At 69.5% G+C, this 24,085-nt stretch carries 27 protein-coding genes; 19 read left to right on the forward strand and 8 right to left on the reverse strand.

Going from position 1 to position 24,085, the window contains the following annotated elements:
- Positions 1–50: 50 nt before the first annotated feature.
- Positions 51–611, reverse strand: coding sequence for a TetR/AcrR family transcriptional regulator (locus EJK15_RS27815; RefSeq protein ID WP_138713422.1), 561 nt, complete (start codon positions 609–611; stop codon positions 51–53).
- Positions 612–706: 95 nt separating this feature from the next.
- Between EJK15_RS27815 and EJK15_RS27820 the strand changes: the two genes are divergently transcribed.
- Positions 707–1,378: an SDR family NAD(P)-dependent oxidoreductase gene (locus EJK15_RS27820; RefSeq protein ID WP_138713423.1), complete on the forward strand. Its 672-nt coding sequence runs from the start codon at positions 707–709 to the stop codon at positions 1,376–1,378.
- An 84-nt stretch (positions 1,379–1,462) separates the two neighbouring features.
- Here the strand turns inward: EJK15_RS27820 and EJK15_RS27825 are convergent, their stop codons facing one another.
- The gene (locus EJK15_RS27825) at positions 1,463–4,912 is read right to left on the reverse strand and encodes an ATP-binding protein (protein ID WP_171074567.1); all 3,450 of its coding nucleotides are present in this window, start codon (positions 4,910–4,912) and stop codon (positions 1,463–1,465) included.
- 114 nt (positions 4,913–5,026) lie between these two features.
- Between EJK15_RS27825 and EJK15_RS27830 the strand changes: the two genes are divergently transcribed.
- Together EJK15_RS27830 and EJK15_RS27835 are read left to right on the forward strand one after the other, a co-directional pair.
- Positions 5,027–5,746 (forward strand): hemerythrin domain-containing protein, encoded by a 720-nt coding sequence (locus EJK15_RS27830; protein ID WP_138713425.1) that lies wholly within the window; start codon positions 5,027–5,029, stop codon positions 5,744–5,746.
- A gap of 31 nt (positions 5,747–5,777) precedes the next feature.
- Positions 5,778–6,215: a nuclear transport factor 2 family protein gene (locus tag EJK15_RS27835; protein WP_138713426.1), complete on the forward strand. Its 438-nt coding sequence runs from the start codon at positions 5,778–5,780 to the stop codon at positions 6,213–6,215.
- Positions 6,216–6,358: 143 nt separating this feature from the next.
- Here EJK15_RS27835 and EJK15_RS27840 read toward each other — a convergent pair whose 3' ends face one another.
- A complete protein-coding gene (locus EJK15_RS27840) occupies positions 6,359–7,468 on the reverse strand; it encodes a M20 family metallopeptidase (protein ID WP_138713427.1) in 1,110 nt (369 codons plus the stop codon).
- A 175-nt stretch (positions 7,469–7,643) separates the two neighbouring features.
- On the opposite strand from EJK15_RS27840, the gene EJK15_RS27845 reads away from it, so the two are divergent.
- On the forward strand, positions 7,644–7,919 hold the full coding sequence (locus tag EJK15_RS27845) for a hypothetical protein (protein WP_138713428.1): 276 nt from the start codon (positions 7,644–7,646) through the stop codon (positions 7,917–7,919).
- 38 nt (positions 7,920–7,957) lie between these two features.
- Positions 7,958–8,872 carry a bifunctional helix-turn-helix transcriptional regulator/GNAT family N-acetyltransferase gene (locus tag EJK15_RS27850; protein WP_138713429.1) on the forward strand — a complete coding sequence of 305 codons (915 nt, stop codon included), beginning with the start codon at positions 7,958–7,960 and terminating at the stop codon, positions 8,870–8,872.
- 114 nt (positions 8,873–8,986) lie between these two features.
- Here the strand turns inward: EJK15_RS27850 and EJK15_RS27855 are convergent, their stop codons facing one another.
- Complete coding sequence (locus EJK15_RS27855; RefSeq protein WP_138713430.1) at positions 8,987–9,814, reverse strand: SAM-dependent methyltransferase; 828 nt, start codon at positions 9,812–9,814, stop codon at positions 8,987–8,989.
- A 67-nt stretch (positions 9,815–9,881) separates the two neighbouring features.
- The gene (locus tag EJK15_RS27860; protein WP_138713431.1) at positions 9,882–10,832 is read right to left on the reverse strand and encodes a GlxA family transcriptional regulator; all 951 of its coding nucleotides are present in this window, start codon (positions 10,830–10,832) and stop codon (positions 9,882–9,884) included.
- 71 nt (positions 10,833–10,903) lie between these two features.
- Between EJK15_RS27860 and EJK15_RS27865 the strand changes: the two genes are divergently transcribed.
- Both EJK15_RS27865 and EJK15_RS27870 read left to right on the forward strand, forming a co-directional pair.
- Complete coding sequence (locus tag EJK15_RS27865; RefSeq protein WP_171074568.1) at positions 10,904–12,289, forward strand: MFS transporter; 1,386 nt, start codon at positions 10,904–10,906, stop codon at positions 12,287–12,289.
- On the forward strand, positions 12,286–12,939 hold the full coding sequence (locus EJK15_RS27870) for a peptidyl-tRNA hydrolase (RefSeq protein ID WP_138713432.1): 654 nt from the start codon (positions 12,286–12,288) through the stop codon (positions 12,937–12,939). The genes EJK15_RS27865 and EJK15_RS27870 overlap by 4 nt, the downstream gene beginning before the upstream one ends.
- On the opposite strand, the gene EJK15_RS27875 is transcribed toward EJK15_RS27870, so the two are convergent.
- A complete protein-coding gene (locus EJK15_RS27875; RefSeq protein WP_138713433.1) occupies positions 12,929–13,918 on the reverse strand; it encodes a DUF3616 domain-containing protein in 990 nt (329 codons plus the stop codon). The genes EJK15_RS27870 and EJK15_RS27875 overlap by 11 nt on opposite strands.
- Before the next feature lie 140 nt (positions 13,919–14,058).
- Here EJK15_RS27875 and EJK15_RS27880 point away from each other — a divergent pair, with 140 nt between their 5' ends.
- Positions 14,059–14,808, forward strand: coding sequence for a hypothetical protein (locus EJK15_RS27880; RefSeq protein ID WP_138713434.1), 750 nt, complete (start codon positions 14,059–14,061; stop codon positions 14,806–14,808).
- A 38-nt stretch (positions 14,809–14,846) separates the two neighbouring features.
- Positions 14,847–16,766, forward strand: coding sequence for an ATP-dependent zinc metalloprotease FtsH (ftsH, locus tag EJK15_RS27885; RefSeq protein ID WP_138713435.1), 1,920 nt, complete (start codon positions 14,847–14,849; stop codon positions 16,764–16,766).
- Positions 16,767–16,811: 45 nt separating this feature from the next.
- Here ftsH and EJK15_RS27890 read toward each other — a convergent pair whose 3' ends face one another.
- Together EJK15_RS27890 and EJK15_RS27895 are read right to left on the reverse strand one after the other, a co-directional pair.
- The gene (locus tag EJK15_RS27890) at positions 16,812–18,101 is read right to left on the reverse strand and encodes a tyrosine-type recombinase/integrase (protein ID WP_138713436.1); all 1,290 of its coding nucleotides are present in this window, start codon (positions 18,099–18,101) and stop codon (positions 16,812–16,814) included.
- Positions 18,098–18,766, reverse strand: a complete 669-nt coding sequence (locus EJK15_RS27895) for a helix-turn-helix domain-containing protein (protein ID WP_138713437.1) — start codon at positions 18,764–18,766, stop codon at positions 18,098–18,100. Before EJK15_RS27895 ends, EJK15_RS27890 begins: the two co-directional genes overlap by 4 nt.
- Positions 18,767–18,868: 102 nt before the next feature.
- Between EJK15_RS27895 and EJK15_RS27900 the strand changes: the two genes are divergently transcribed.
- From EJK15_RS27900 to EJK15_RS27940, 10 genes are all read left to right on the forward strand, one after another.
- Entirely contained in the window at positions 18,869–19,072 is a 204-nt protein-coding gene (locus EJK15_RS27900; RefSeq protein WP_240777258.1) for a helix-turn-helix transcriptional regulator, read from the forward strand.
- A complete protein-coding gene (locus EJK15_RS27905) occupies positions 19,042–19,428 on the forward strand; it encodes a hypothetical protein (protein ID WP_138713439.1) in 387 nt (128 codons plus the stop codon). The genes EJK15_RS27900 and EJK15_RS27905 overlap by 31 nt, the downstream gene beginning before the upstream one ends.
- The gene (locus EJK15_RS27910) at positions 19,428–19,610 is read left to right on the forward strand and encodes a hypothetical protein (protein ID WP_138713440.1); all 183 of its coding nucleotides are present in this window, start codon (positions 19,428–19,430) and stop codon (positions 19,608–19,610) included. Before EJK15_RS27905 ends, EJK15_RS27910 begins: the two co-directional genes overlap by 1 nt.
- Entirely contained in the window at positions 19,607–20,959 is a 1,353-nt protein-coding gene (locus EJK15_RS27915) for an AAA family ATPase (protein WP_171074570.1), read from the forward strand. Before EJK15_RS27910 ends, EJK15_RS27915 begins: the two co-directional genes overlap by 4 nt.
- Positions 20,956–21,612, forward strand: coding sequence for a hypothetical protein (locus tag EJK15_RS27920; protein WP_138713442.1), 657 nt, complete (start codon positions 20,956–20,958; stop codon positions 21,610–21,612). Before EJK15_RS27915 ends, EJK15_RS27920 begins: the two co-directional genes overlap by 4 nt.
- A 56-nt stretch (positions 21,613–21,668) precedes the next feature.
- Entirely contained in the window at positions 21,669–21,947 is a 279-nt protein-coding gene (locus EJK15_RS27925; protein ID WP_138713443.1) for a hypothetical protein, read from the forward strand.
- Between the two features lie 183 nt (positions 21,948–22,130).
- Positions 22,131–22,265: a hypothetical protein gene (locus tag EJK15_RS76435; RefSeq protein WP_276615434.1), complete on the forward strand. Its 135-nt coding sequence runs from the start codon at positions 22,131–22,133 to the stop codon at positions 22,263–22,265.
- A gap of 18 nt (positions 22,266–22,283) precedes the next feature.
- Entirely contained in the window at positions 22,284–23,036 is a 753-nt protein-coding gene (locus EJK15_RS27930; protein ID WP_138713444.1) for a hypothetical protein, read from the forward strand.
- 306 nt (positions 23,037–23,342) lie between these two features.
- Entirely contained in the window at positions 23,343–23,726 is a 384-nt protein-coding gene (locus tag EJK15_RS27935; protein WP_138713445.1) for a terminase, read from the forward strand.
- Complete coding sequence (locus tag EJK15_RS27940; protein ID WP_138713446.1) at positions 23,710–24,039, forward strand: hypothetical protein; 330 nt, start codon at positions 23,710–23,712, stop codon at positions 24,037–24,039. Before EJK15_RS27935 ends, EJK15_RS27940 begins: the two co-directional genes overlap by 17 nt.
- Positions 24,040–24,085: the final 46 nt, after the last annotated feature.

Genomic DNA, 24,085 nt, shown 5'->3' on the forward strand with positions numbered 1-24,085 from the left:
ACGTCAAGGCGAACGGTTTTCCCATGGAGAACACCGGACAAGGCCACCGCTCAACTGGGCCGGGCCGCTGGACCGCCGCGCGGCCCGGCGCGGAAGGCGTCGAGCATGAGAGTGAAATGACGTCGCCACTGCTCGGGATCGGCCTCCGCCACCCGCGAGTTCGCCATCATGAAGAACGCCAGATCGACCGGCCCGACATCGCTCCTCAGCACCCCGGCCCGCTGAGCCCGCTCCACCAGCTGGAAGATCAGCCGGTTGATCTCGGTCCGATCGCTCTGGTGCGACATGCAGGCCAGCTCGGTGAAGGCCCGATCCCTCGCCTGCAGCTCGCACGTACGCTCCAGAAACCGCACCAGCCCCTCCCAGGCGTCGTCCACGGCCAACGCCTCCCTGGCCAGCTCGGTCCAGGCCGTCACCTTCCCATCGAGAATGGCGTCGATCAGATCCCCGCGCTCGGGAAAGTGCCGGTAGAGGGTGCCGATCGCCACCCCGGCCCGCTTGGCCACGGCCTCCAGCGGCGCATCGACACCACGCTCGGCCAGCACCTGCTTGGCCGCCTCCACAAGGGCGTCCCGATTGCGCTGCGCATCGCGGCGGAGCGGACGATTCATGCCGCCATTCTAGTGAAGTCGAGGCATCCCCTCATATTCGTGTAACATGAGGGAGGCCCTCAACTTCGAGGGTTGCCCTCGACTTAAGGAGCCACATGAAGATCGCCATCCTCGCCGCAGGCCCCGGCATCGGCCTGGCCGCCGCCCGCCGCTTCGGCAAGGAGGGCTTCGCGGTGTCCCTGATGGCCCGCGACCACCAACGCCTGGCCACCCTGTCCGCCCACCTGCGGCAGGAAGGCATCCAAGCCTCCGCACACGCGGGCGACGTGACGGACGAACCCTCACTCACCCGCGCCCTCAACGAGATCGGCCCAGTGGACGTCCTGCTCTACAACGGCGCGGGAACGGCCAAATCCCACACGACGGTCCTGGAGGTGACCAGGCAGAGCGCACAAGACGCCTTCGACGGCGCGGTGCTGGGCGCGGTGACGGCGGTCCGCGCGGTCCTCCCGGCGATGCTCGAACGCGGCTCAGGCACGCTGCTGTTCACCTCGGGCATCTCTGCCATCCACCCGCTTGCCTTCCTCGGCAACATCGGCATCGCGGTGTCGGGCCTGCGCAACTACGTCCTCTCCCTGGCGGAGGCACTCGCCGGCCGCGGGGTCCACGTCGGCCACATCCCCATCGCCGCCGCCATCGCAGCCGGCTCCCCCGCCTCTCCAGAGGCCGTGGCCGACACCCACTGGAGCCTGCACGCCGACCGCGACCGCAACGAAGTGATCCTCGGCGACCTGGCCACCGTCCAGGCCGCCATCAGCCGGCTCTGACGCCGGGGGCCATGCACTGCCGCACCAGGTGAGGGAGCCGGCTCGGGCGCCGCCGGCCGCTCCTGTGGACCGCGAAGTGCGAGGTCAGCCCGCCGGAGCAGGCTCGGCCGGAGTGGTCGCGCGGGCGGTGAGCGCAGCCGCCCTCTCGCGGTCGCCGGGGCGGTCGCGTCGCAGGAGGGTGGTGGCCAGCTCGCGTGCGCTCGCCGCGGCGAAGGGCCGCAGACCGGCCTCCTCGTTGCGCAGCAACGCCGCCTCGAGGTGGTCCGCGGCGCCGTTCAGATCGTCGCCGGCCCTGGCCAGCAGGCCGACATGATGTCCGGCGAAGCCGGCGAACGTGACCCCCGTGCCGCCGATCACAATCCGGTCCGCGTAGGGCGCCAGGTGTGTGTACAGTTCGCGCGCGGCCTCAGGCGGCTCGAGCGCGGACCACAGCTCCGCCCGGATCGCCTGATGGGTCAGCCACATGTAGTCCACCGGCACCTCCGGCTGCTGCCGCCACGGACCGAGCGCGGAGCGCGCCTGCTCGGCCCGGCCCGAACGCACCAAGGCGAGCGCGTGCAAATCGCGCATCAGGGTGAGACCGGTGGCGGCGGCGGCCTCGGCCAGCAGCGGCTCGATCGCCGGCAGCGTGCCTCGTGCCAGGTTCAGCGTCGCCGCCACCGCGATCGGCACCTCAGCGGCGCCGGCCACGGTCGTACCCGAGTGGAACTCGCGCGCCTTGGCGATCGCCTGCTCCGCCTCGGCGAACCGGCCGCGGGCGATGGCGACGATCGCGTCGGCCCAGTCGAGGGCGACCAGCGCGGGGGCGAGCGCGTGCGTCCGCGCCAGCTCTCGCGCGCGCCGATAGTCCCGCAGTCCCGCACCGACGTCGCCCTGCTCGATCTGGTCCCGGCCGCGGAACACCAGCGCGCGGGCGACGGCGGCCGGCTCGTCCGCGGCCTCGACCAGTTCGACCAGTTCGCGCACCGCCGAGAGCCGCTCGGTCAACAGGTGCGGTCGCTCGTAGGCGACATGGCGCAGCTGGAGCACATGGGCCAGATCTGCCCGGCTGCCATGGGTCCGAACCAGATTCTCGGCCTCGGTCGACAATGCCACGGCACGGCCGGCGGTGCCCGTGCCGTAGTAGATCTCCGCCGCGAGGGCGGCGAGCAACCGCGCCCGTAGCGTTTCGTGCCCTGGGGGAAGCTCCCGGATCAAGCGCTCGAACAGCGCGACGCCGGCGACGTCCACAACTTGGTACTCGCGCCAGCTCCAGATCGCATCCACGGTGGTCGCGACCGCCGCCTGCGCCGCCGCGACGACATCCCCGCCGGCGAGGGCGACCTCGGCCGCCTCGCGCGCGGCCTCCCACGCCTGCCGTTCGTAGCCCGCGCGTCTACGTGCGAACGCGAGACCGATGAGCACGTCGTAGCGGTCAGAGGTCGTGGCGGTGCGGTCGCGTGACAGCGCCGACCACGCCGCCTCCTGCAGGCGAGCGGCCTCGGTGGGAGCGGGCTGCCGCGCCGCGAGCGCGGATGCCCGTAAGGCGTGGGTCCAGGCGGCGCGGGCATGGCCGGATCCGGCTCTGCCGTAGTGGTGGGCGAGTTCGGCGGCGCGTGTCTCGGCCACTCCGCCGAACCGTTCCTCGATCGCTTCGGCGATCGTCGCGTGCAGCCGACGGCGCCGGCTCGGCGGCAGCCGGACGTAGACCGCCTCCCGGACCAGGGCATGAGTGAACCTGTGGCCTGGACCCTCCTCCACGATCAACCCTGCCAGCAGGGCGGCCTCGGTGGCGCTCATCGCGGCGTCCGCGGTCAGTCCCGAGGCCGCCTCAACGAGGTCGACATCGAACGTGGGCCCGCACGCCGCGGCCGTCGAGAGCAGTGTTTCGACGTCGCCGGGCAACTGGGAGATGCGCCGGCGTACGACGTCTCGAACCCCGTCCGGGACCCGCAGCGCGGCCACGGCGCCGGGCTCGGTGAGCCGGCGTTCATCCGCCAGCAGCCGGACCACCTCCCCGACGAAGAACGGGTTGCCGTTGGTACGTTCCCGTAACGCCGCCGCGACCTCGTCGGGAATCTCCACGTCATAGCGGAGCCGTACATGGGCCCGCACGCCCGCCTGGTCCAGCCCGCGAAGACCGACCCGGACCAGATCGGCGCGGGTGAGGTCGGCCAGGGTGTCCGCCAGCTCCGGCGTGCGGTCAGCCGGGGCGTCGCGGCTGGTCAGGAGCAGCACGACAGGCAGGCCGGCCACCATGGCGCCGAGCCGGCGAACCAGGCGCAGCGTGTCGCCGTCCGCCCAGTGCAGGTCGTCGAGCACCAGCAAGGCCGGGCCCGCATCGCGCAGCAGCGCCGCCGTGGCCTCGGCCAGCTGGAATGCCGCCGTGTCGACGTCAGTGGCCTTGGCGGGCGCGGCGGTGTCGTCCAGGGCGGGCAGCAGGGCCGCGAGGGCCGGTAGCCGGGTGGCCGCACCGGCGGCGCTCACCAGCGGCCCCAGCGCCTGCGACCACGGCCACAGGGCAGGAGCCCCGACGGCTTCCTCGCACCGTCCCCATCCGGTGCGGACGCCCATCGCGTCGGCGGTCGCGGTCAGGGCGCGAGCCAGACCGGTCTTGCCGATGCCGGGTTCACCGGTCACCAGCACCGCGGTGCCGCGACCGGCGGTCGCGTCGACGAGATATCCGGTGAGGCGGGTCAGCCACTCATCGCGTCCGACCAGCGCGGCCGCGGCGACGCGTGGCGTGACCTCCATCGAGGCGGCGTACTCGGGCGGCTTGCCGGGAGCGGGCGTGGCGTCCAGCGACGGTTCGTGGCGCAGCACCGCCGCCTCGATGCGCCTCAGCTCCGGACCGGGATCGACACCGAGCTCATCGGCGAGGATCCGCCTGGCACGCCGCAGCGCGTCGAGAGCCTCGCCCTGGCGCTGGGATCGGTACAGGGCCACTGCCAGCAACCCCCAGGCCGCCTCACGCATGGGGTGCGCGGCCACCAGTTGCTCGATCTCCCCCACGAGCCGGGCATGTACGCCGAGGGCGAGCTCGGCCCGGAAACGATCCTCCGTCGCCAGCAACCTGAGCTCACCGAGCCTGACCGCTTCGGCGGCCAGCCCGGGAGCCGCCGCGGTGACGTCCGCGTACGGCTCGCCGCGCCAGAGCCCGGCCGCGGCCCGCAGGAGCTCTCGGGCGTGCGCGGCATCGGCCGCAAGGGAGTCGTGGGCCGCGCTCGCCAGCCTCTCGAACTCGGTGTAGTCGGCCGAGTCGGTGACGAGAGCGTAGCCAGGAGGACGCGTGACCAGGATCCGGGCGGGCGCTCGTGCCGGGCGATCCGGTTCGAGTGCCCGCCTGAGGTTCGCGATGTAGGACTGCACCGAGGCCAGCACCCTTGGCGGCGGGTCGTCGCCCCACAGTTCGTCGACGAGGTGGCCGACCGAGACGACCCTACCGCGAGCGGCCAGCAGCAGGCCGAGCAGCGCGCGCTGCTTCTGGCCGCCGAGCTGGACCGGGTCGCCGCCGACGTCGAGAACCTCGATCGGCCCCAGCACCTGATAGCGCACCCCGGCAACGGTACAGGCACATCCCCACGTGTCAGAGAGGCGCATCCAAGCCGGAACGAGGTGTCTTCCAAGTACGCGGCCGCAGGCTTGGTCCATCAGAGAAAGGAGAAGATCGTGACGAACCAGACCACCGACGGGCAGCGGTTGCACGGGCCGGGGCTCGTCGACGTGCGGATGATGCGGGTGGCGCACTCCAGTTTCCGCCGCGAGCTGGGCCTGTCCCCGGCAGCGGTACGCGCGGTCGCCGGCGGAGACCGCCGCCGGACGTCGATCGTCGCGGACCACGCGGCCCTGTTCCTGTCGTTGCTGCATCACCACCACAGCATCGAAGACGACCTGCTGTGGGCGGTGCTGCTCGAACGGGTTCCCGGTGAGCTCGCTCCGCTGGTGCACGTGATGCAGAGCCAGCACGAGAACGTGGCGGCGCTGCTGGACCAGGCGCACGCGGCACTCGGCACCTGGCGCCGTACCGCGTCCGCTCCGGACGGTGAGGTGCTGGCCGAGATCCTTTCCAGCCTGTGCACGGCGCTGTTCGAGCACCTGCATGCCGAGGAAACTCACCTGCTGCCCATCATGGCGCGGCATATCACGGCCGAGGAGTGGGAGGAGTTCACCGCCCAGGGGATGTCTTCGATTCCCAAGCGGCTCATGTTCCTGGGCTTCGGGATGATGCTCTACGAGGGAGACCCCGAGGTCATCGGGATCGAGATGCGCAAGCTTCCCGCGCCGCTGCGCCGCCTGCTGCCGCCGCTGGGACGCCGCGCGTTCCGGCGCTACGCCCGCCGCGTTCACGGCACCCCCGCACCACCGCGCGGCATCGGAGCCGTCGCCTGATTCGCCCCCATCCCACCCAAGGAGTTTCATCATGATGCCGAACACCATCGCCGCCGCCCGGGCCAGGAACGAGGACGTGTGGAGCCGTTCCAGCAAGCTCCTGTACGCCGGCGATATCGACGAGTTCATCAACCACTGGTGCGACGACGCCAGCTACGAGGCCGCACTGCCGGTCGCGGGCCTCCCCGCCGTCATCACCGGGCGGGAGGCGCTGCACGCGGCGTTCAGCGGCATGGTCGCCGGCGCGCGGAGCATCGTCGTGCACGACGTCCTGTTCCACCAGACGGACGATCCCGAGGTCGCGATCGTCGAGGAGCGAATGGTCGCCACGCTCGCCGACGGCTGGAGCTATGAGAACCGGCTCATCATGAGGGTGACCTTCCGGGACGGCCGGATCGCCGGGATGCTCGAGTACTACGGGCAGTTCGCCCACCAGGAACTGCTGCGCAAGCTCGGGTTCGCGGCCTGATCTCCGCGGCCGCCGCTGCTACCGCGGCGCACTGTCGATGTTCGATCGACGGCGGTGCTCTTCGGAGCGCCGCCGTTCCCGGCGTCAGGGTCGGGTCGTGCCGCGCGGGTGCGGTGGTGCCTTTCTCCCGAGGCCATGTGGGCTCAGACCGCGCACCAATCGGCGCAGATCCGCTCGAAGATCTCGACCGATTCGGCCAGCCGCGTCACCGAACACCATTCGTCGGTGACGTGCGCCTGTTCCGCCTCCCCAGGGCCGCAGACCACCGTGGGGACAGATCCCAGGGCGGGGGTCAGCACCGAGGCGTCGGTGAAATACGTCGCCGCCCGCGGCTCACCCGCCTGCCCGGTCACCTGCCGCACGATCTCGGCAACCGACCGCGCCCATGCGTCGTCCGGATCGGTCCACACCGGCGGCAGGTCCACCAGCGGGCGCAGCTTCACGTCCGGACCGGCCGCACGCGCCAGGCAGGCCGCGACCTCCTCGTGGTGCTGGCCCGTGATCGTGCGGATGTCCACGGTGGCGACCGCCCGGTCAGGCACGGAGTTCGTGTTCAGCCCGCCCTGGATGGTGCCCACGTTCAGCGTCGGAGAGCCCATGACCGGGTGAGGCCCGTCCTCGAACCGATGGTCCTGGAACCTGGAGACCGCCCGGGCCAGCTTGTAGATCGCGTTGTCACCCAAGGAGGGCATCGAGCCGTGCGCGGTGACACCGGTGGCCAGCGCCTCGAGCCAGAGCGCGCCCTTGTGCCCGTGGACCACGGTGTTCCCTGTCGGTTCCGCGATGACGAGTGGGCCGCTCGGCCCGCCGAGCAGTGACCGCGCCACGTGCCGCGCCCCGAGCGAGCCCGTTTCCTCCGCCGCGGTCAGCACGAGCCGTAGCCCGGCCCGCCTCGGCGTCGCCGCCGCGATCCTGATCGCGGCGAGCACGATCGCCGCCACGCCGCCCTTCATGTCGCTGGCGCCCCGGCCGTACAGGCGGTCGCCGTCGATCTCGCCGAACGGATCGTGCCGCCACGGCGCTGATCCCAGCGGCACCGTGTCGACGTGCCCGGACAGGCACAGCGGCGGCACGTCGAGCTCGGTACGCCACTCGGCGACGAGGGTGCCTCGCCCGGGTTCGTGCTCGCTGATCGCGACCGTGAAGCCGGCCCCTTCCAGCAGCGGGGCGAGCGACTTCAGCGCTTCGCTCTCCGCCTTGTCCACCGTGTCGAGGCCGACCAGGCCACGGGTGAGGGCGACTACGTCGATCATGGCGCCTCCGGCTTCGGGGTCGATTCCCTGATCTGCAAGGTAGGTGCGATCGCGATACTACGGGGGCCGTGCTCGGCCGGTTGGAGCAGCAGTCGCACGCTGGGACCGGATGATCGACGCGATCGCCCGCCTCTCCGTCTAGCAATATCGAACTGATGTTCGTATGATGATCGACATGAATCTCAACCCGGAGGAACTGCCCGAGCTCTGGCGGCCACCCATCGTGGAGCACGCCGCCGCGACCCGTTCCGGTGCGGCGCGTTACCTGCTGGCCTGGGGAGACGACGCCGAAGGCGTGCGGTGGGGATTCCTGCTCTGGCCACCCCGGACGCGGCAGGCGCGCGACAGCGTGGAGCACGATGGGCGGGCGCGCTGGGTGCGCTGGGAGGACATTCGCCCGGTCACGGGCGAGGACTACAGCACGGTGCCGGTGGCTGATCGGCTCATGTGACCCTTTCCTGCGTGTCATTCTCTGACTAAGGTCAGAGAATGAACGTTACGACCATCGGACAGGTACGCCGGTTCCAGCGGACGGTGACGCAGCGGATCGGGGCGCTCGACGACAGGTTCCTGGCCAGGGATCGCCCGCTCGGGCAGGCGCGGCTGCTCTGGGAGATCGGCGCGGACGGCAGTGAGATACGTGCCCTGCGCGCGCGGCTGGAGCTCGACTCGGGATACCTGAGCCGGTTACTGCGATCGCTGGAGGCGGACGGGCTGGTCGCCGTCGATGGGGGCGGCTCCGACGGGCGGGTCCGCACGGCCCGGCTCACCCCGGCCGGGCTCGCCGAGAGGGAGGAGCTGGACCGCAGGTCCGACGAGGCGGCCGCGTCGATCCTGGAGCCGCTCTCCGACCGGCAGCGCGAGCGCCTGGTGGCCGCCATGTCGGAGGTCGAACGGCTGCTCCTCGCCTCCACGGTCGCGATCGACGTGCTCGACCCGCGCCATCCGCACGCACGCCACTGCTTCCGGGCGTACGTCGACGAGCTCGCCCGCCGGTTCGACGGCGGCTTCGACCCGGACCGCGGCATCTCCGCCGACGACCACGAGCTCCGGCCCCCGGCCGGGATGCTGCTGGTCGCCGCGCTGCGTGCCGAGCCGGTCGGGTGCGTGGCGCTCAAGCTGCACCACGACAGCGGGTCGGCCCATGTCAAGCGGATGTGGGTGGACCCGGACACGCGCGGGCTCGGGCTGGGACGCCGCCTGCTCGCCGAGGCGGAGGACCGGGCGGCGGCGAGCGGCATCCGTACGGTGCGGCTGGAGACGAACCGGACGCTCACCGAGGCCATCGCCCTGTACCGGGCGTCCGGCTATCGCGAGGTGGAGCCGTTCAACGACGAGCCGTACGCGCATCACTGGTTCGAGAAGCGGCTGGGCGGCCGCCTCGAGCGGGCGCCGCGTGTCTGAGGCAGGCGGCGCCCGCCTGAGGCGGTCGTTCAGGCGGTTGGGTTGAAGCGGTGGTAGCCGGGGGCCCGCCACCCGTGCCCGGCCGGTGCTGCTCGACCCGGTAAAAAAGGTGATTTATCCGCGTATGCGTCCTACGCCGGCCAGGATGCCGGACTTGACGAAGTCGTACGAGCCGTCCGGGGAGGCGTCGGGCGTCCAGTCGGAGACCGGTACGACGCCGGGGCCGAGCGGGTGGAGGCCGTCGAAGTAGGCGGCGATCTCGTCGTAGCCGCGGCTGGCGAGGCCGCCCGAGGTGGTGCTCTTGTAGACCGACTGGCCGGCGATGGTCTCGTCGACGGTGGCGTTGCCCGCGTAGAGGTGCGACAGCACGAGGTAGCCGCCGGGGCGCAGGCGCTCGCGGATGCGCGCCACGACATGCGCGGCCTCGCCGTTGTCAGGGATGAAGTGCAGCACCGCCACCAGCAGGATCGCATAGGGCTGGGAGAGGTCCAGGTGCTCGGCGACGCGCGGGTCGTCCAGGATCGCGTCGGGGTCCTTGAGGTCGCCCTCCATGGCGAGCACGTCCGGGTCTCTGGCCAGCAGCGCGCGGGCGTGGGTCAGGACGATCGGGTCGTTGTCCACGTAGACGACGCGGGAGCCCGGGCCGTGCCGCTGGGCCACCTGGTGGACGTTGTCCTGGGTGGGCAGGCCGGCGCCGATGTCGATGAACTGGCGCACGCCCGCCTCGGCCAGCATGCGTACCGCGCGGCCGAGGAAGCCGCGGTTGGCCAGGGCGATCTGACGGGCCTCGTTGCCCATCTTCCGGCCGATCTCGATCATCTTCTCGGCCGCCTCACGGTCGGCGGCGAAGTTGTCGCGGCCTCCGAGGTAGTAGTCGTACATGCGGGCGACGCTGGGCACGTTCGGGTTGATCCCCGCAGGTACGCGGTCCGCCTCGGTCATGTGGCGACCTCTCTATGTGATCTTTTGGCGCTGATTCTAGGGGGCGTACATGGCGACCGCGACACGTTCACGCACGGCGGAACGTGTGCCGGTAGGCCAGCGGCGCCACCCCGACCGCCGCGTGCAGGTGCTGGCGCAGCGAGACCGCCGTGCCGAAGCCCGCCCGCCTGGCCACCTCCTCCACCCCGAGGTCCGTCGTCTCCAGCAGGTGCCGGGCGTGCTGCACCCGCTGGGTGGTCAGCCACCTGGCCGGGCTCACGCCGGTCTCCTCACGGAAGCGCCTGGTGAACGTGCGCACGCTCATCCTGGCGTGCCCGGCCAGCGCGTTCAGGTCGAGCTGGGCGTCGAGGTGGGCGAGCATCCACTCGCGGGTTGCCGCCGTGCCGCCGGCGGCCACGTACGGCAGGGGCCGCTCGATGTACTGCGCCTGGCCGCCGTCCCGCCACGGCGGCATGACGCAGCGGCGGGCCGCGCGGTTGGCCACCTCGCTGCCGTGGTCGCGCCTGACCACGTGCAGGCACAGGTCCAGCCCCGCCGCCACCCCGGCCGAGGTCAGCACGTCGCCGTCGTCCACGAACAATACGTCGGGATCCAGCTTGACCTGCGGGAACAGTGTGGCGAAGCGGGCCGCATCGGTCCAGTGCGTGGTGGCCCGGCGCCCGTCGAGGAGCCCGGCCGCCGCCAGCACGAACGACCCCGTGCAGATCGACATGGTCCGCGGCCGCCCCTGCAGCGCCGCGCGCAGCGTGTCCGAGATCGTGCCGTCCCTCAACACCCGGCCCCCGTGGATGCCCGGCACCAGGATCGTGTCGGCCGTGTCGAGCACGTCGAGGTCGTCGTCGGGCAGGACGCTGTAGCCGGCCGAGCAGCGGACCGGGCGCCGCCCCTCGGAGCAGGTCACCACCTCGTACAGCTTCTCGCCCTCCGGCGTCTCGGCCGACCAGAACACCTGGCCGGGCACGCCGAGGTCGAGCGGGGCGAAATGGTTCTGCACCACGACGGCCACGCGATGAGTCATGGCCGAATTCTTTCACATCTTGGCTATCCGGCCACTCGTCCCCCTGTAAGGAGATAAAGCAGGATTGGCGCATGACCTTGAGCACCACCACGACCCCCACCGGTCGCAAGCTCCACAGGGCCTGGTTCGTGGCGGCCGTCGCCTTCGTGACGATCCTGGGCGCCGCCGGGTTCCGTGCCACCCCGGGCGTGCTGATCACGCCGCTCCGGGACGAGTTCGGCTGGTCCACCGGCACGATCTCCCTGGCCGTGTCGATCAACCTGGTGCTCTACGGCCTGATGGCCCCGTTCGCCGCGGCCCTGATGGACCGCTTCGGCATGCGGCGCGTGGTCGCGCTCGCCCTGATGCTGATCGCCGCGGGCAGCGGGCTCACCGTGCTGATGACGGCGAGCTGGCAGCTCCTCCTGCTCTGGGGCGTGTTCGTCGGGCTGGGCACGGGGTCGATGGCGCTGGTGTTCGCCGCGACCGTGGTCGACCGGTGGTTCGTGCGGCATCGCGGACTGGTGACCGGCATCCTCACCGCGGGCGGCGCCACCGGGCAGCTGATCTTCCTGCCCGTCCTGGCCCAGCTCGCGCAGGGTCCCGGGTGGCGCTTCGCCTCGCTGGCCGTGGCCGGGTCGGCGCTGGCCGTGGTGCCGTTCGTGTGGTGGCTGCTCCGCGACCGGCCGGAGGACGTGGGCACGACGGCGCTGGGCGCGGGAGCGCCGTCGTCTGGAGGAGGAGCGACGCAGGAGCGACGGGGGAAGACGGCGGCACATGGCGACCGAGCCGCCTCACGGAGTGAGGCAAATGAACACGGCGCGGAGCTGAGCGCGGAGCCGGGTGGGGCGCGTACCGAGCCGAGTAAGGGAAACGTGGCCGTCAGGGCCGTCGCGGTGCTCGCCCGGGCGGCGCGGACGCGGCCGTTCTGGCTGCTCGCGGGTGGCTTCGCGATCTGCGGGGCGAGCACGAACGGGCTGGTCGGCACCCACTTCATCCCCGCGGCCCACGACCACGGCATGGCCGCGCCGATCGCGGCCGGGCTGCTGGCGGTCATCGGGATCTTCGACATCGTGGGCACGATCGCCTCCGGCTGGCTCAGCGACAGGATCGACCCCAAGGTGCTGCTCGGCGTCTACTACGGGCTGCGCGGGCTGTCGCTGATGGTGCTGCCCAGCCTGTTCGCGGCCACGGCCGAGCCCAGCATGCTGATCTTCATCGTGTTCTACGGCCTGGACTGGGTGGCGACCGTGCCGCCCACGGTGGCGCTGTGCCGGCGGATCTACGGTGCCGACGGGGCCGTGGTGTTCGGCTGGGTCTTCGCCTCGCACCAGGTCGGCGCCGCGTTCGCGGCCGTCGGCGCCGGCCTCACCCGCGACCACCTGGGCGCCTACGACCTCGCCTGGTACGGCGCCGGCGCCCTCTGCCTCCTGGCCGCCGGCATGTCCCTGGCGATAGGGCATTCTAGGAGGCGATGAACGAGCTCTATGTGCTCCCGCTGGTGATCAGGATTGAGCGGGCCACACCCCCTGAACGCACCGACGCCCTCGAGGCCGCCGCGACGGCCGTGCTGAGCCTGCTCGACGACCCGGGGGAGTGGACGGCCGAGCTGCACGCCTGGCAGGTCGCCGGCAAGATCCGCAAGGTCGTGCGCCGGGCCAGGGGCGCCGAGTGGCGCCGGGCGATCGCGCTGCCGGGCCGTACGATCGAGCACCGCACGGCGGAGGTGCGGGTGCACCCGCCCGTGCCGCTCGACGACTGGCCCAGGGACCTCGCGCGGCTGCAGGTGTCGGGCACCGAGCTGGCCGACACCCGCGAGCTCCCGCCCGCCGAGCCGCCGATCCTGTGGGCCAATCCGAAGCTCGCCATGTCCGCGGGCAAGGCCATGGCGCAGGCCGGGCACGCCGCCCAGCTCGCCTGGTGGGCCAGCGACCCGGGCGAGCGGGCGGCCTGGCGCGCGAACGGCCTGACGGTGTCCGTGCGGGCAGGTCGCCAGGAAGCCTTCGACGCCAAGGTCGCCGCGGGGCTGCCCGTGGTGCGCGATGCCGGGTTCACCGAGATCGAGCCGGGCTCGTGCACGTTCGTCGCCGATGCGCCCTGGCTTTACGGGCGGGTCGCTAGATCGTGAACACGTCCGCCAGCACGCCGCCCGCCGGGGTGATCCGCGCGGGCGACGGGCTGTCGTACACGACCATGAGCCGGCCGTCGTCCAGCCGCGCCAGGCCCTCCGGGTGGTCGCAGCCCACGCCGTAGGGCAGCTCCAGGACGGTCTCCAGCTCGTCCCCGGGGACCACTCCCTGCCGCTTCCCCGGCCGCCAGCGCACCACGCGTACCGGGCCGTCGAGGTCCATGGTCGGCCCGGTGAGCAGCAGCAGCGACTCGCCGTCCGGGCACAGGTCCCGCACGCCGAGCCCGCCCAGGTCCAGGAAATGCTTGCGGTACGGCTCGCGTACCCGCAGCCGGCCCTTGCCCGCGTCGTCGAGCCGCAGCTCGAGCACCACCGCCCAGCCCCGCAGCACGGGGCCGCGCAGCCCGATGTAGACCTGCTCCGACACCACGGCGATGCCCTCGACGTCGAGGCCGTTGTCCTTGCCCGGCAGCGCCAGGAACGGTCCGAGGTGCCGGTCCTCGCGCAGCTGCGCGGCGAGGTTGTGCCCGCCGGCCAGGATCGCCCCGGGGCCCGGGTTCTCGTCGGACAGCGGCAGGCGGGCCAGGATGAAGCGGTTCTCCTCCCTGACCACCGTGGCCAGGCGGTCGGCGGCCTTCTCGGGGTCCTTCGACTTGACCTTCTTGCGCTTGAGGCTGTGCGAACCCACCAGCCAGAGGTGGCCGTTGGCGCGGGCCATGCCCTCGATGTCGGCCTCGTCCTCCGGGCCCGCGGGGAGGTCGACGTAGTCGGTCAGCCGGAACGTGCGCTGATCACCGAAGTGGTCGCCCGCCCACGCCAGGTGCTCGAAGGTCGCGGTCTCGTCGCCGGCCACCCAGAGGCCGTTCGGGCTCTGACGGATCGCTGAGAGATTCGTGTGCGTTTGGGACGTTTGCGACGCGTGATCGAATCGCAGCTCCACCTGTTCCACGAAGCCATGATTGCACTTCGGTTGCTTCATGGGCGCAATGGCGCGATATGTCGTACGCTCCCGTCGTGCTCGATGGGGTAGATGAGATCAAGGGTTCCGAAGTGAGAACCGCGGCCAAGCCTGGAACCCCTACTTCTCCGCCCAAACGCTCCCGCATCGGTGACATCCGCATGCGGGCGGTGTATCGGGGGCTCGCCGCGGTCGCCATCGTCGTGGCCGCGGCCGCGGCGCTGGTCGTGGTGCTCCCGTCGGAGCCGGACGAGGTCGCGGCGGGGCCGGTAACCGCGCCGCCGGCCGCACCGCCCTCGTCCGGCCCCGCACCCACGCCGGCTCCCGCCGGAGCCCGGAGGGCCGCGCCGACGCCCGGCGCGACGCTCGCGCCCGGCTACACGGCCATGGAGGCCCTGTACGCCGACCCGCGCGTCCCCCGGCTGACGGGCTCGGTCAAGCGCATGGCCCTGCCGTCGCCGTCCCGGCGGATCGTCAAGGACAAGCGCAGCGGCCTGGCCGTGCCGCGGCTCCCGAAGCCGTGGAAGGCGTACGGCGCGGCGCCGTTCACCACCAAGCAGGTGCTGCCCAGGACGCGCGGCACCAGCCTGCGCGGCACGTTCGTCACCTGCCCGCTTCCGATCTTGGGCCAGGACTCGGCGCGCGACACCGCGCTGCTGGCCGCCCGCTGGACGCTCAACCACCACCCCAAGGGCGCCAAGATCAGCTGGATCGCCTCGCAGCCCGTCAAGCGCGGCTGGATGCTCGTCTACCGGGTCTCCTACGGCAAGCACACGTCCCGGGCGGCCGTCGTCATCATGGACGGGGGAATGAGCAAGCCCGGCCTGGCGTTCGTCACAGTGCCTGACTCGCAGCGAAAGCAGTGGCGTGATATCGGCCGCGTGGTTTCAGGGGTGCGTGTTCTAGGCTAGAAAGATCATCATTGCGGCGCGATATGGGGAGTGACGCCGTGGAACGCTCTGGACCGCCGCAGGCACCGAACAAGGGCAAGAGCAAGCCGCCCTGGCGCTCGGAGGGCCTGCCGGGCACGCCCGGAGGCAGGCCAAAGATCAACTGGTGGCGATTCGTCGTCACCCTGCTCGTGGTGTACGCGGGCTTCTTCATCGTGTCGTCGTTCGTGGACAGCGGATCGGTCGAGACGATCTCGTACACCGAGTTCACCAAGCAGGTGACCGGCAAGAACGTCAAGGACATCTACGCCCAGGGCCTGTCGGTCGAGGGCGACCTGAGGTCGGCGGCCAAGAACCCCGAGAGCGGCGAGTCGTACACCAAGTTCGCCACCGAGATCCCGGCCTTCGCCAACACCGACCAGCTCGACCAGCAGCTCGCCACCGGCCAGGTCGAGATCACGTCACAGCCGATCACCCGCGGCTTCTTCTCCAACCTGCTGCTGTCGCTGCTGCCCGTGCTGCTGCTGGCCGGTCTGTGGATCTGGATCATGAGGCGCGGCGCCAGCATGATGGGCGGCGGACTGGGCGGGCTCGGCAAGTCCAAGGCGGCCAAGCCGGTCGAGGCCGCGAAGGTGCGGGTGACGTTCGAGGACGTCGCGGGCATCGACGAGGTCGAGAACGAGCTCGTCGAGGTGGTCGACTACCTCAAGGACCCCGACAAGTACCGCAGGCTCGGCGCCAAGCTGCCCAAGGGCGTGCTGCTCGCAGGGCCGCCTGGAACGGGCAAGACGCTGCTCGCCAGGGCGGTCGCGGGCGAGGCCAAGGTGCCGTACTTCTCGGCCTCCGCCTCCGAGTTCATCGAGATGATCGTCGGCGTGGGCGCCTCGCGCGTGCGCGACCTGTTCGAGGAGGCGCGGAAGGTGGCGCCGTCGATCGTGTTCATCGACGAGATCGACGCCATCGGGCGTGCCCGGGGCGGCGCAGGCGGCATCGGTGGCCACGACGAGCGCGAGCAGACGCTCAACCAGATCCTCACCGAGATGGACGGCTTCTCCGGCGCCGAGGGCGTGATCGTCATCGGGGCCACGAACCGTCCCGAGGTCCTCGACCCGGCGCTGCTGCGTCCCGGGCGCTTCGACCGTACGGTGCAGGTGGGACTGCCCGACGCGGCCGGACGCACCGCGATCCTCGAGGTGCACTCGCGCGGCGTGCCGCTGGACGGCGAGGTCGGCCTCGGGCAGCTCGCCAAGACCACGCCCGGCATGACCGGCGCCGACCTGGCCAACCTGGTCAACGAGGCCGCCCTGCTCGCCGCCAAGCGCGGCAAGGAGAAGGTCACGATGGCCGACTTCGCCGACGCGCTGGAGAAGCTGCAGCTCGGCGCGGCCCGCAGCATCGTGATGCCCGAGGAGGAGCGCACCAGGACCGCCTTCCACGAGGCCGGCCACGCGCTGCTCGGCATGCTCCAGCCCGGCGCCGACCCGGTCAGGAAGATCTCGATCATCCCCCGCGGCCGGGCGCTCGGCGTCACGCTGTCCACCCCCGACACCGACCGGTACGCCTACGACGAGCAGTACCTCCGCGGCCGCATCACCGGCGCGCTCGGCGGGATGGCGGCCGAGCAGGTCGTGTACGGCGTCATCACCACCGGCGCCGAGAACGACCTCGAACAGGTCACCATGATCGCCCGTGGCATGGTCGGCCGCTGGGGCATGTCGGAGAAGGTCGGCCCGCTGACCATCCTGCCCAGCGACGGCCAGCAGCCGCAGGCCTCGCCGGTCACCCTCGCCATGGTCGACGAGGAGGTGCGGCGGATCGTGGACGAGTGCTATGCGCGCGCGCTCGAGGTGCTCGCCGACAACCGCGACAAGCTCGACGGCATCGTGGCCGCGCTGCTCGAGCACGAGACGCTCGACGAAGCCGGCGCGTACGCCGCCGCCGGCCTGATCAGTCAGTCCGCAGCTCTTGCGGAGAAGTAGCTTTTCCGAGAACTAGCGGGGTAACGCGTTTACCAGCAGTAACGCCTACATGGATCTTGTGGAGGGCACAACCAGGGCACTCGACGCATCGGCGTCGCCCTCGACGAAGAACGCATCCATGGCCTTCCGGGCGCGGTCTGAGGCGCTCGGAAGGAAGTGCGTGTAGATCCGCAATGTGAATCCTGGGTCGCTGTGCCCGAGGAACTCCGCAACGGTGCGGATGTCCACGCCAGCGGCTAGCCAGGCCGATGCAGCCGTGTGCCGTAAGACATGGCACATGTGCTCGGGGTACGACTTGCGTCGCTGACCCTCCTGCGTGGGCGGCACGATGCCGGCGGGCTCCAGCGCTCCCCGCCACATGGTGTTGTAGGTGCTGCGGTGAATGGCCTGCCCGCGACTTGACACGAACAGCAGCGGCACCGTGACCAGCTCTGCCTTGGCCTTCCCCCTCTCGACCCAAGGAAGCGTCACCTCGACGGGCGGATACTCCGCGATGTGGGCGCTCAGACGAAGCGCGACGGAAGCCGGCAACGGAATGGTCCGTGTCTTACCGCGCTTGGGCGGAGAGAACACCAGCCGACCGCCGACCAGGCGAACCTGGCGCCTAACGTGGATCTCGCGGCCAAGGAAGTCGATGTCCTCCAGGCCCACGCCGAGCAACTCCCCTTGCCTGTGTCCGCACCCTGCCCCCAGGAACGGCATCGCGCGATAGCGGCCGGGTAGAGCCTCGGCCATGGCTGTGACCTTGCTGCGCGTCCACGGCACAACCTTCTTCTTAGAAGGTGGCGGCGGGCTCACGGACTTGGAATGGACCGGGTTACGGCCGATGACCTGATCTTCGACTGCTGCCGTGAAGATGGTTGAAACCATGTCCACGATGATCTTGATAGTGGACGGTAAGAGGGAAACTTCCATGCTCTTGATCCACTGCTGGACCATGGACGGGCGCTTGGCCAGCAGCCCCATTGCCTTATTGCCGATGGGCTGGCCGTACACCCACTTCGACAGGCGGCTATCGATCTGCTGCAAAGTGGCGGGATCAACCGTGAGATTGCCTCGCCAGTCTCTGCTGTACGAGGTGAGGGTTACCTTGCCTGCTGCGGGATCGACATAGTCGCCGCGGTCCAAGCTGGCTTTGATCCTGGCTTCGAAGCTCTCCGCGGCAGGTTTCGTCTCGAAGTTGCGCTTCCGCTGCTTCCCCGCGTCATCCCGGTAGCGGACCTGCCAGCGCTCCCCGATGCCATGCTCAGCGCTCGGCACCCTGGCCGGCCTGCACTTGCACTTCGCCTCGTCCGGCTTGGGTCGGGACCTGTGCCACCGGTCGTAGACACTCACTGGTCCTCCTCCTCCGATCGGAGCTCCGCGAGGATCTCTTCAAGAGACTGTCTCTTCTCGCCAGGCTTCGGCGTGTACTTGGGCTTCGGCAGGTTGTGGCGCGGGAACCAGCCGTCCTTGACGCGACGTACGTACTCCACGGCCTGGTTGGGAGCAACGCCGCCCTCTTCTGCTGCATCAAGGGCGTCCAGCACAGCGTTTAGCACGTCGCGCTTGTGGATGATCGTGTCGACGTCGAGCTGCCTCGGATACTGAGGGCGGCTCTCTCGATGGAATCTCGCCTCGCGTTCGTCATCAATGAGTTGCGGGCGGTCAGACCAAATATTGGGTAGGGGTCGGTCTCCAACGGCCCAGTACCAGGCGTTTCGCGCCTCCAGTGGTGCTTTCGGTGTCAGACGAATCTGTTCGTCGTCCGCGTTGCCTGTGAACAAGAGTCGATTGGGCGTTACATCTAGGGCCAGGGCCAGGGCCATCAGGTCGTCAGCGTCGATACGCCGATCGCCTTTCTCGATCTTGCTGATCACTGATGGTTGCATGGGACGCCCAAGCGCCTCCATGCGCTCCGAGAGCTGTCGCTGGTCGAGGCCGAGCGACTTGCGGAGCGCAGCGACGTTGTCCGCAACGCGCTTCCCAGTAGGTCCGAGGTCAATGGGGCGATTCGCCATGATGGCGATTCAATCCTACTTCTTGACGAATCTCAAGAGACACGAGTACGGTCTCAAGCAATCTCGATTATCGAGTGTCAACTTTCGATTATGGAGAATCCTGTGACCGTAAAGATCAGCCCCAGCGCGCGGCGTGCGCTCGGCAAGCCTCTGGAGGTTGCCGACTACCTCGGCATCCCGGAAGCCACCCTCAAGCAGTGGCGCTGGCTCGGTAAGGGCCCGAAGTTCGTCCCGGTCGGGCGTCACGTCCGTTACCGCTGGAGTGACGTGGAGACGTGGCTCGACGAGCAGGCAGGGGCGGCCTGATGCACCCGCCCGACAAGCAGAACGGCCCCGGGAGCACCACCTCCCAGGGCCGCAACGAGAGCAAGGCCGACCAGACCGAAGCTTTCTCGTCTGTCACCGTACAGCCCGGCGCTGACAAGAGGAAGCCGCAGCAGCTCCCGATCGTGTTGTCCGCGACCGCGTACCCCGCCGGTTACGGCCAGGTCACCATCCTGATCGTGCTGGACACCGAGTGCGCGTGTGGTGATTGGCACAGTCACCGGCTCCGCTCGGAGTCGATCCCCTCCCTGCTCAACCGCAAGGCCAGGTGCGGGGCCAAGTACGAACTCGCCCTGCACGCTCCGCGCGTCCGCCGCGCTCGGAGGGCGGCGGCGTGATGACCCCTGACGAGTTCTACGCCGTGTACGCCCTCGGCTTCCACGCCGGTGAGGAGACCGGCTACGGCCGCCGCCTCGCCGAAGAGGAAGCCATGTGGGCGGAGCTCGCCGAGCACGTCCGCAAGCACGCCAACATGCGGACCTTCGCCGAGATCCAGCAGGCCCGCAAGGAGGCCGCGTGACTGACCGGTGCCGTTGCGGCGCCCTGCTCGTCGAGCTCCGCGACCAGGAGGGCTCGTATGAGGCGTGTCCGATCTGCGAGCAGGAGCCGGATGCATGCCAGTGCGAGGTGACGAAGAAGACAGCGACGACGCCCACGTTCGCCAGGCACATCAAGCTCACCCGCGCCTCCACGATCGAGCCTGAGCCCGTCGTATGGGCGTGGGAGGAGAACGGGAACGGCCGCATCCCCTCCGGATCGCTGTCGGTCGCCGCTGGACGGGAGGGCACCGGCAAATCCTCGTTCGGCATCTGGATGGCCGCCGGCATCACCACAGGTAGCCTGCCCGGCCCGCTGCTCGGCAGGCCCGCTGACGTCATTTACGTGGCGGTTGAGGACTCGTGGAAGTTCACCCTGGTCCCACGCCTGATCGCGGCCGGTGCCGACCTCGAGCGCGTATGGCGTGCCGAGGTGGCCGTGAGCGAGCTGGAGGTGGGCACGCTCAACCTACCCAGTGACCTCAGTTTGCTCGAGGCCAGCATCAAGGAGAACGGCGTCAAGCTGGTCGTACTCGATCCGCTGCTGAGCTTGATCTCTGAGGGCATCGACACCCACAAGTCTCGGCCCGTACGGACTGCCCTCGACCCGCTCGCGGCGTTGGCCGACCGTACCGGCGCCGTGGTGCTCGGCATCGCCCACTTCAACAAGGGATCCAGCTCCGACCCCTCGTCGCTGATCACCGGATCGGGGGCGTTCAAGGACGTGCCGCGGTCGGTGTTCGGGTTCGCCGTGGATCCCGAAGACGAGTCGCGTGTCATGACCCAGACGAAGAACTCGCTCGGCAAGCTCGACATCCCCAGCCTGGCCTACCGCATCGACTCGACGAAGATCGAGACAAAGAAGGGTATGGCCGACGTCGGTCGGTTCGTGTTCGACGGAGAAGCGACGCGCTCGGTTCAGGACATCCTGTCCGCCACGGGCGAAGACGGCGACCAGCGGCAGGAAAAGGTCGCAGCCACGGACTATCTGATGAAGGCGCTCCACGGCCGGTGGCGACGTACGAACGAGATCAAGGAAGAGGCTCGCGAGGCGTACGCCATGAGCGCTCGAACGCTTGAGCGAGCCCGTAAGTCCCTGGGTGTGGTGGCCAAGCCGTTCCCGACCGCTGCGGACGGTAGCAACGAGTGGTGGCTGTCGCTGCCTGAGCAGACCGCCACTTTGGCGGACCCAAAGGCCAAGGCCGCCAAGCCCAAGTCTGTGACCAGCAAAGACAGCCAGACCGCCAAAGACCGTCACGTCACAAAAAGTGGCGGTCTTGGCGGCCTTCCCCCCGGCAACGTAACCCCGCTCTTCCCAGGAGACGCATCATGAGCAAGATCCTCAATACCCAGAACGCCGAGATCACCACCGTGACGGTGGAGGTGAAGACCATCACCATCTCGCGCAAGCAGGTGACGCTGTCCGTCTTCCGGCAGCTCCGTGAGGAACCCATCCTCTCCAAGGACCTCACCCTTAACGGCGTCCCGTGGGGCTACGTCAACTACCACCCGGCCAAGTGCGGGGACGAGGGCGAACACCTGCACGTGGTGTGGCAGAAGGGCAACGATCTCTTGCGTAGCAGGATCAACGCCCCCGCCAACGCCAACCTTGAGGTCGCTCCTTGGGTCCAACTCGTCCTCTCTGCGGCGATAGCTGAAGGTCTCCAGACAAAGCTCGCGGGAGTCGCGGATCCCGCCGAGAAGTTCGGCTTCTCCGACGTGACCATCGTCCGCAACTACCACAAGCCCGGGTACGGATGGTTCACATACGGCGGAGTCCGCTTCCACGCCCGGATGATCGCCGAGCAGTTCGCTGCCGTCTACACGCGCGACAAGCACCCGGCCTCGATCAGGGAGGCGGGCATGCAGATCACCGGCCCCAACAGCGACGCTAGCGCCATCGCCGCTCTCAAGCTGCCTGTGAGTGAGTACCACGCGGTGTGGGACGCACTGTCTGCCCTGCCTCACCTGTTCATCGCCGTCTAGCAAGTCAAGGCCGGGCTCACCCGAATTGAGCCCGGCCCTCTACCAAGGAGGATCGCATGACCACACAGTCGACTCTGTTCGACCTCCCGACGCCGGCCGTGCACTGCCACCGCTGCGAGAAGGAGATCCCCGACCCCGGTCCGCTTGAGACATCCGTCATGAGCTCGGCCAAGCCCCGTCAGCGCGACGGCTACATGGGCGAGTGCCTCAACTGCAATCACGCCGTGGCGGTCGAACAGCTCCGCGACTGGGCGTCCAGCCATAAGAGCGCGGACGACAGGGCCAAGGCTCACGCCTGGATCGACGCGCTGGCGGCAACCGGGGGAACGCCATGACCGCGGGAACCGTGGGCGCCAGACCCACAGTTGAGGGCGCGATCGTGACAGCCCTCCCCACAGGAGGCCAGTCCCGTCAGGTCCCGGAAGGACCTTACGCCCAGGGAGGGGGGCTATCTCCCACCGAGGTGCTCCATGACAGAGCACCTATCAAGCCCACTCCATGACAGACAGGAGAACACCATGACCGACACCAGGGCGGCCGACGAGCCCAATGAAGAACCCGACCAGGCCACCCCTATCGACTACCGCACCGCTGACGACGCCACCTTCCAAGCCGAACTCAACCGGCTCGGCGTCCACCGCCGCCGCCGCTAACAACCCGAGGAGAACAGCATGAAGACCCAAGAAATCCCCGAGATCCACACCACCCTCCGCCACCTCACCGCCAGCCGACCCGGAACCCTGCTCGGCGGCGCTACCCGCGGCGACTACACCGTTCCCGCCCACCTGCTCGACCTGTACACCGAAATCCAGGAACTCGCCGGCACCCCAGCCGGACCCGGCACCGGGCTCTCCTACAACGACCGCAATCGCAAGGCCGTCGAACTCGCCGATGAGATCGGCCGCGGCTTCGCCTACAACAACGCGCAACTGCTCGCCGACCACATCCAGCCCGCGCTCGACAAGCTCACCGACCAGGCCAAGCCCGTCGTCAAGCTGCTCGGCAGGTACGCCCACGAGCCCAACCCCACCGTCGACCTGCTCGTCGAAGCCGACGATGTCCGCCACGCCTACATCCAGCTAGGCGACATCGCCATCCAGTACGGCAACATCCGTGCCGGATGGAGGATCCTGCGCCAGCCAGACGGCCAGGACACCATCGACCCGCACGGCCTGCTCTCCCCGCTCGCCGAGTTCAAGGACCTGCCCGACGCGTACCCCGACTGGTGGAACGCAGCCAACCAGCGCGGCACCTGGCCCTGGATCGGAGGCGACCGAGGCAAGCTCGCATGGGCCATCGCCAACGACGTCACCCTGTGGGCACCCAGCGCCCAGCAGCAGACCCACGAGTGGGAGACCCACAGGGGCACCACCCACAAGCTCAACCCCTACATCATCGGCGACAAGAGCCACACCAACGTGTGACAACCCCATGAGACGTGGGCGCGCTGGCTCCTACTCCTGTGTCCAGCGCGCCCGCACCACCCTGGGGACGATCACCCTAGGCCCGACCTCGGGGAGACCGTGGTGGAGGCAGATTTTGATCTGTACGGAACCCCCAGATCGGACGGCACCGCGTTTCCGCAGGTCAGGGTACCCGGGGGGCCACCCGGTCAAGATCACCCCTAGTAGACCGTGGAGGAGATCGCTAAAAAGTGCCGCATTGCTCATGTTTTCGTTTTTTCAGGGCCGTTTTTGGGCCATTTCGACTGTTTTAGGAGGTCAGAGGCTATGTCGGAAGCTCCGGGAGACCTTGGCGAGGCCGGTAAGGCGCTGTGGGAGCGTGTGACGGCCGATTTCGAGCTGTCCACGGCCGAGCTGGTGACGCTGCTGGAGGTGTGCCGGACTGTCGACGAGCTGGACGGCATGCGTGCGGTGCTCATGGTCGACCCGGCCACGGTGACGGGCTCTACGGGCCAGCCGCGGGCCAATCCGCTGTTCCAGGAGGCTCGCGCGCATCGTCTGCTGCTTCAGAAGCTGCTGGGGGATCTGGCGCTGCCTCTGGAGGGCGAGGAGGTCGGGCGTACGCCGAAGCAGCAGCAGGCGAGCGAGGCTGCGAAGGCTCGTTGGGATCTGGAGCGGGCGAAGTGGGGTCACGGTGGCAAGGCGTCGTAAGGCGGAGGCGCCGGCGACGGTGCTGGACGTGCTTCCCGACTGGGTGACGGGCTGGCATTACGCCAAGTGGCTGCCGGGGCATTCGCCCGACAATCCCGACGCGGTCAAGCTCGAACTCGGTCAACTTCGTGTGGATCTGGACGAGTATCGCGCCGCGCGGAAGCGTTACAGGGCCGCGGTGTCGGAGTGGCTAGCGGAGCGTGACCTGTACCGCTACGGGATCCGCATGCCGGGGGATGGCACGGTCGAGGAGTTCGTCCAGTTAGAGAAGGCCGAGCCGTGGCGGGTCGTGAATTGGCCGTCCTCGTGGTGAGGGACCTCGACCCCGGGACGCGGCGGTGGCTGTTGGAGATGGCCAA

The sequence above is a fragment of the Nonomuraea basaltis genome (assembly GCF_005893125.1).
Taxonomy (GTDB): domain Bacteria; phylum Actinomycetota; class Actinomycetes; order Streptosporangiales; family Streptosporangiaceae; genus Nonomuraea; species Nonomuraea basaltis.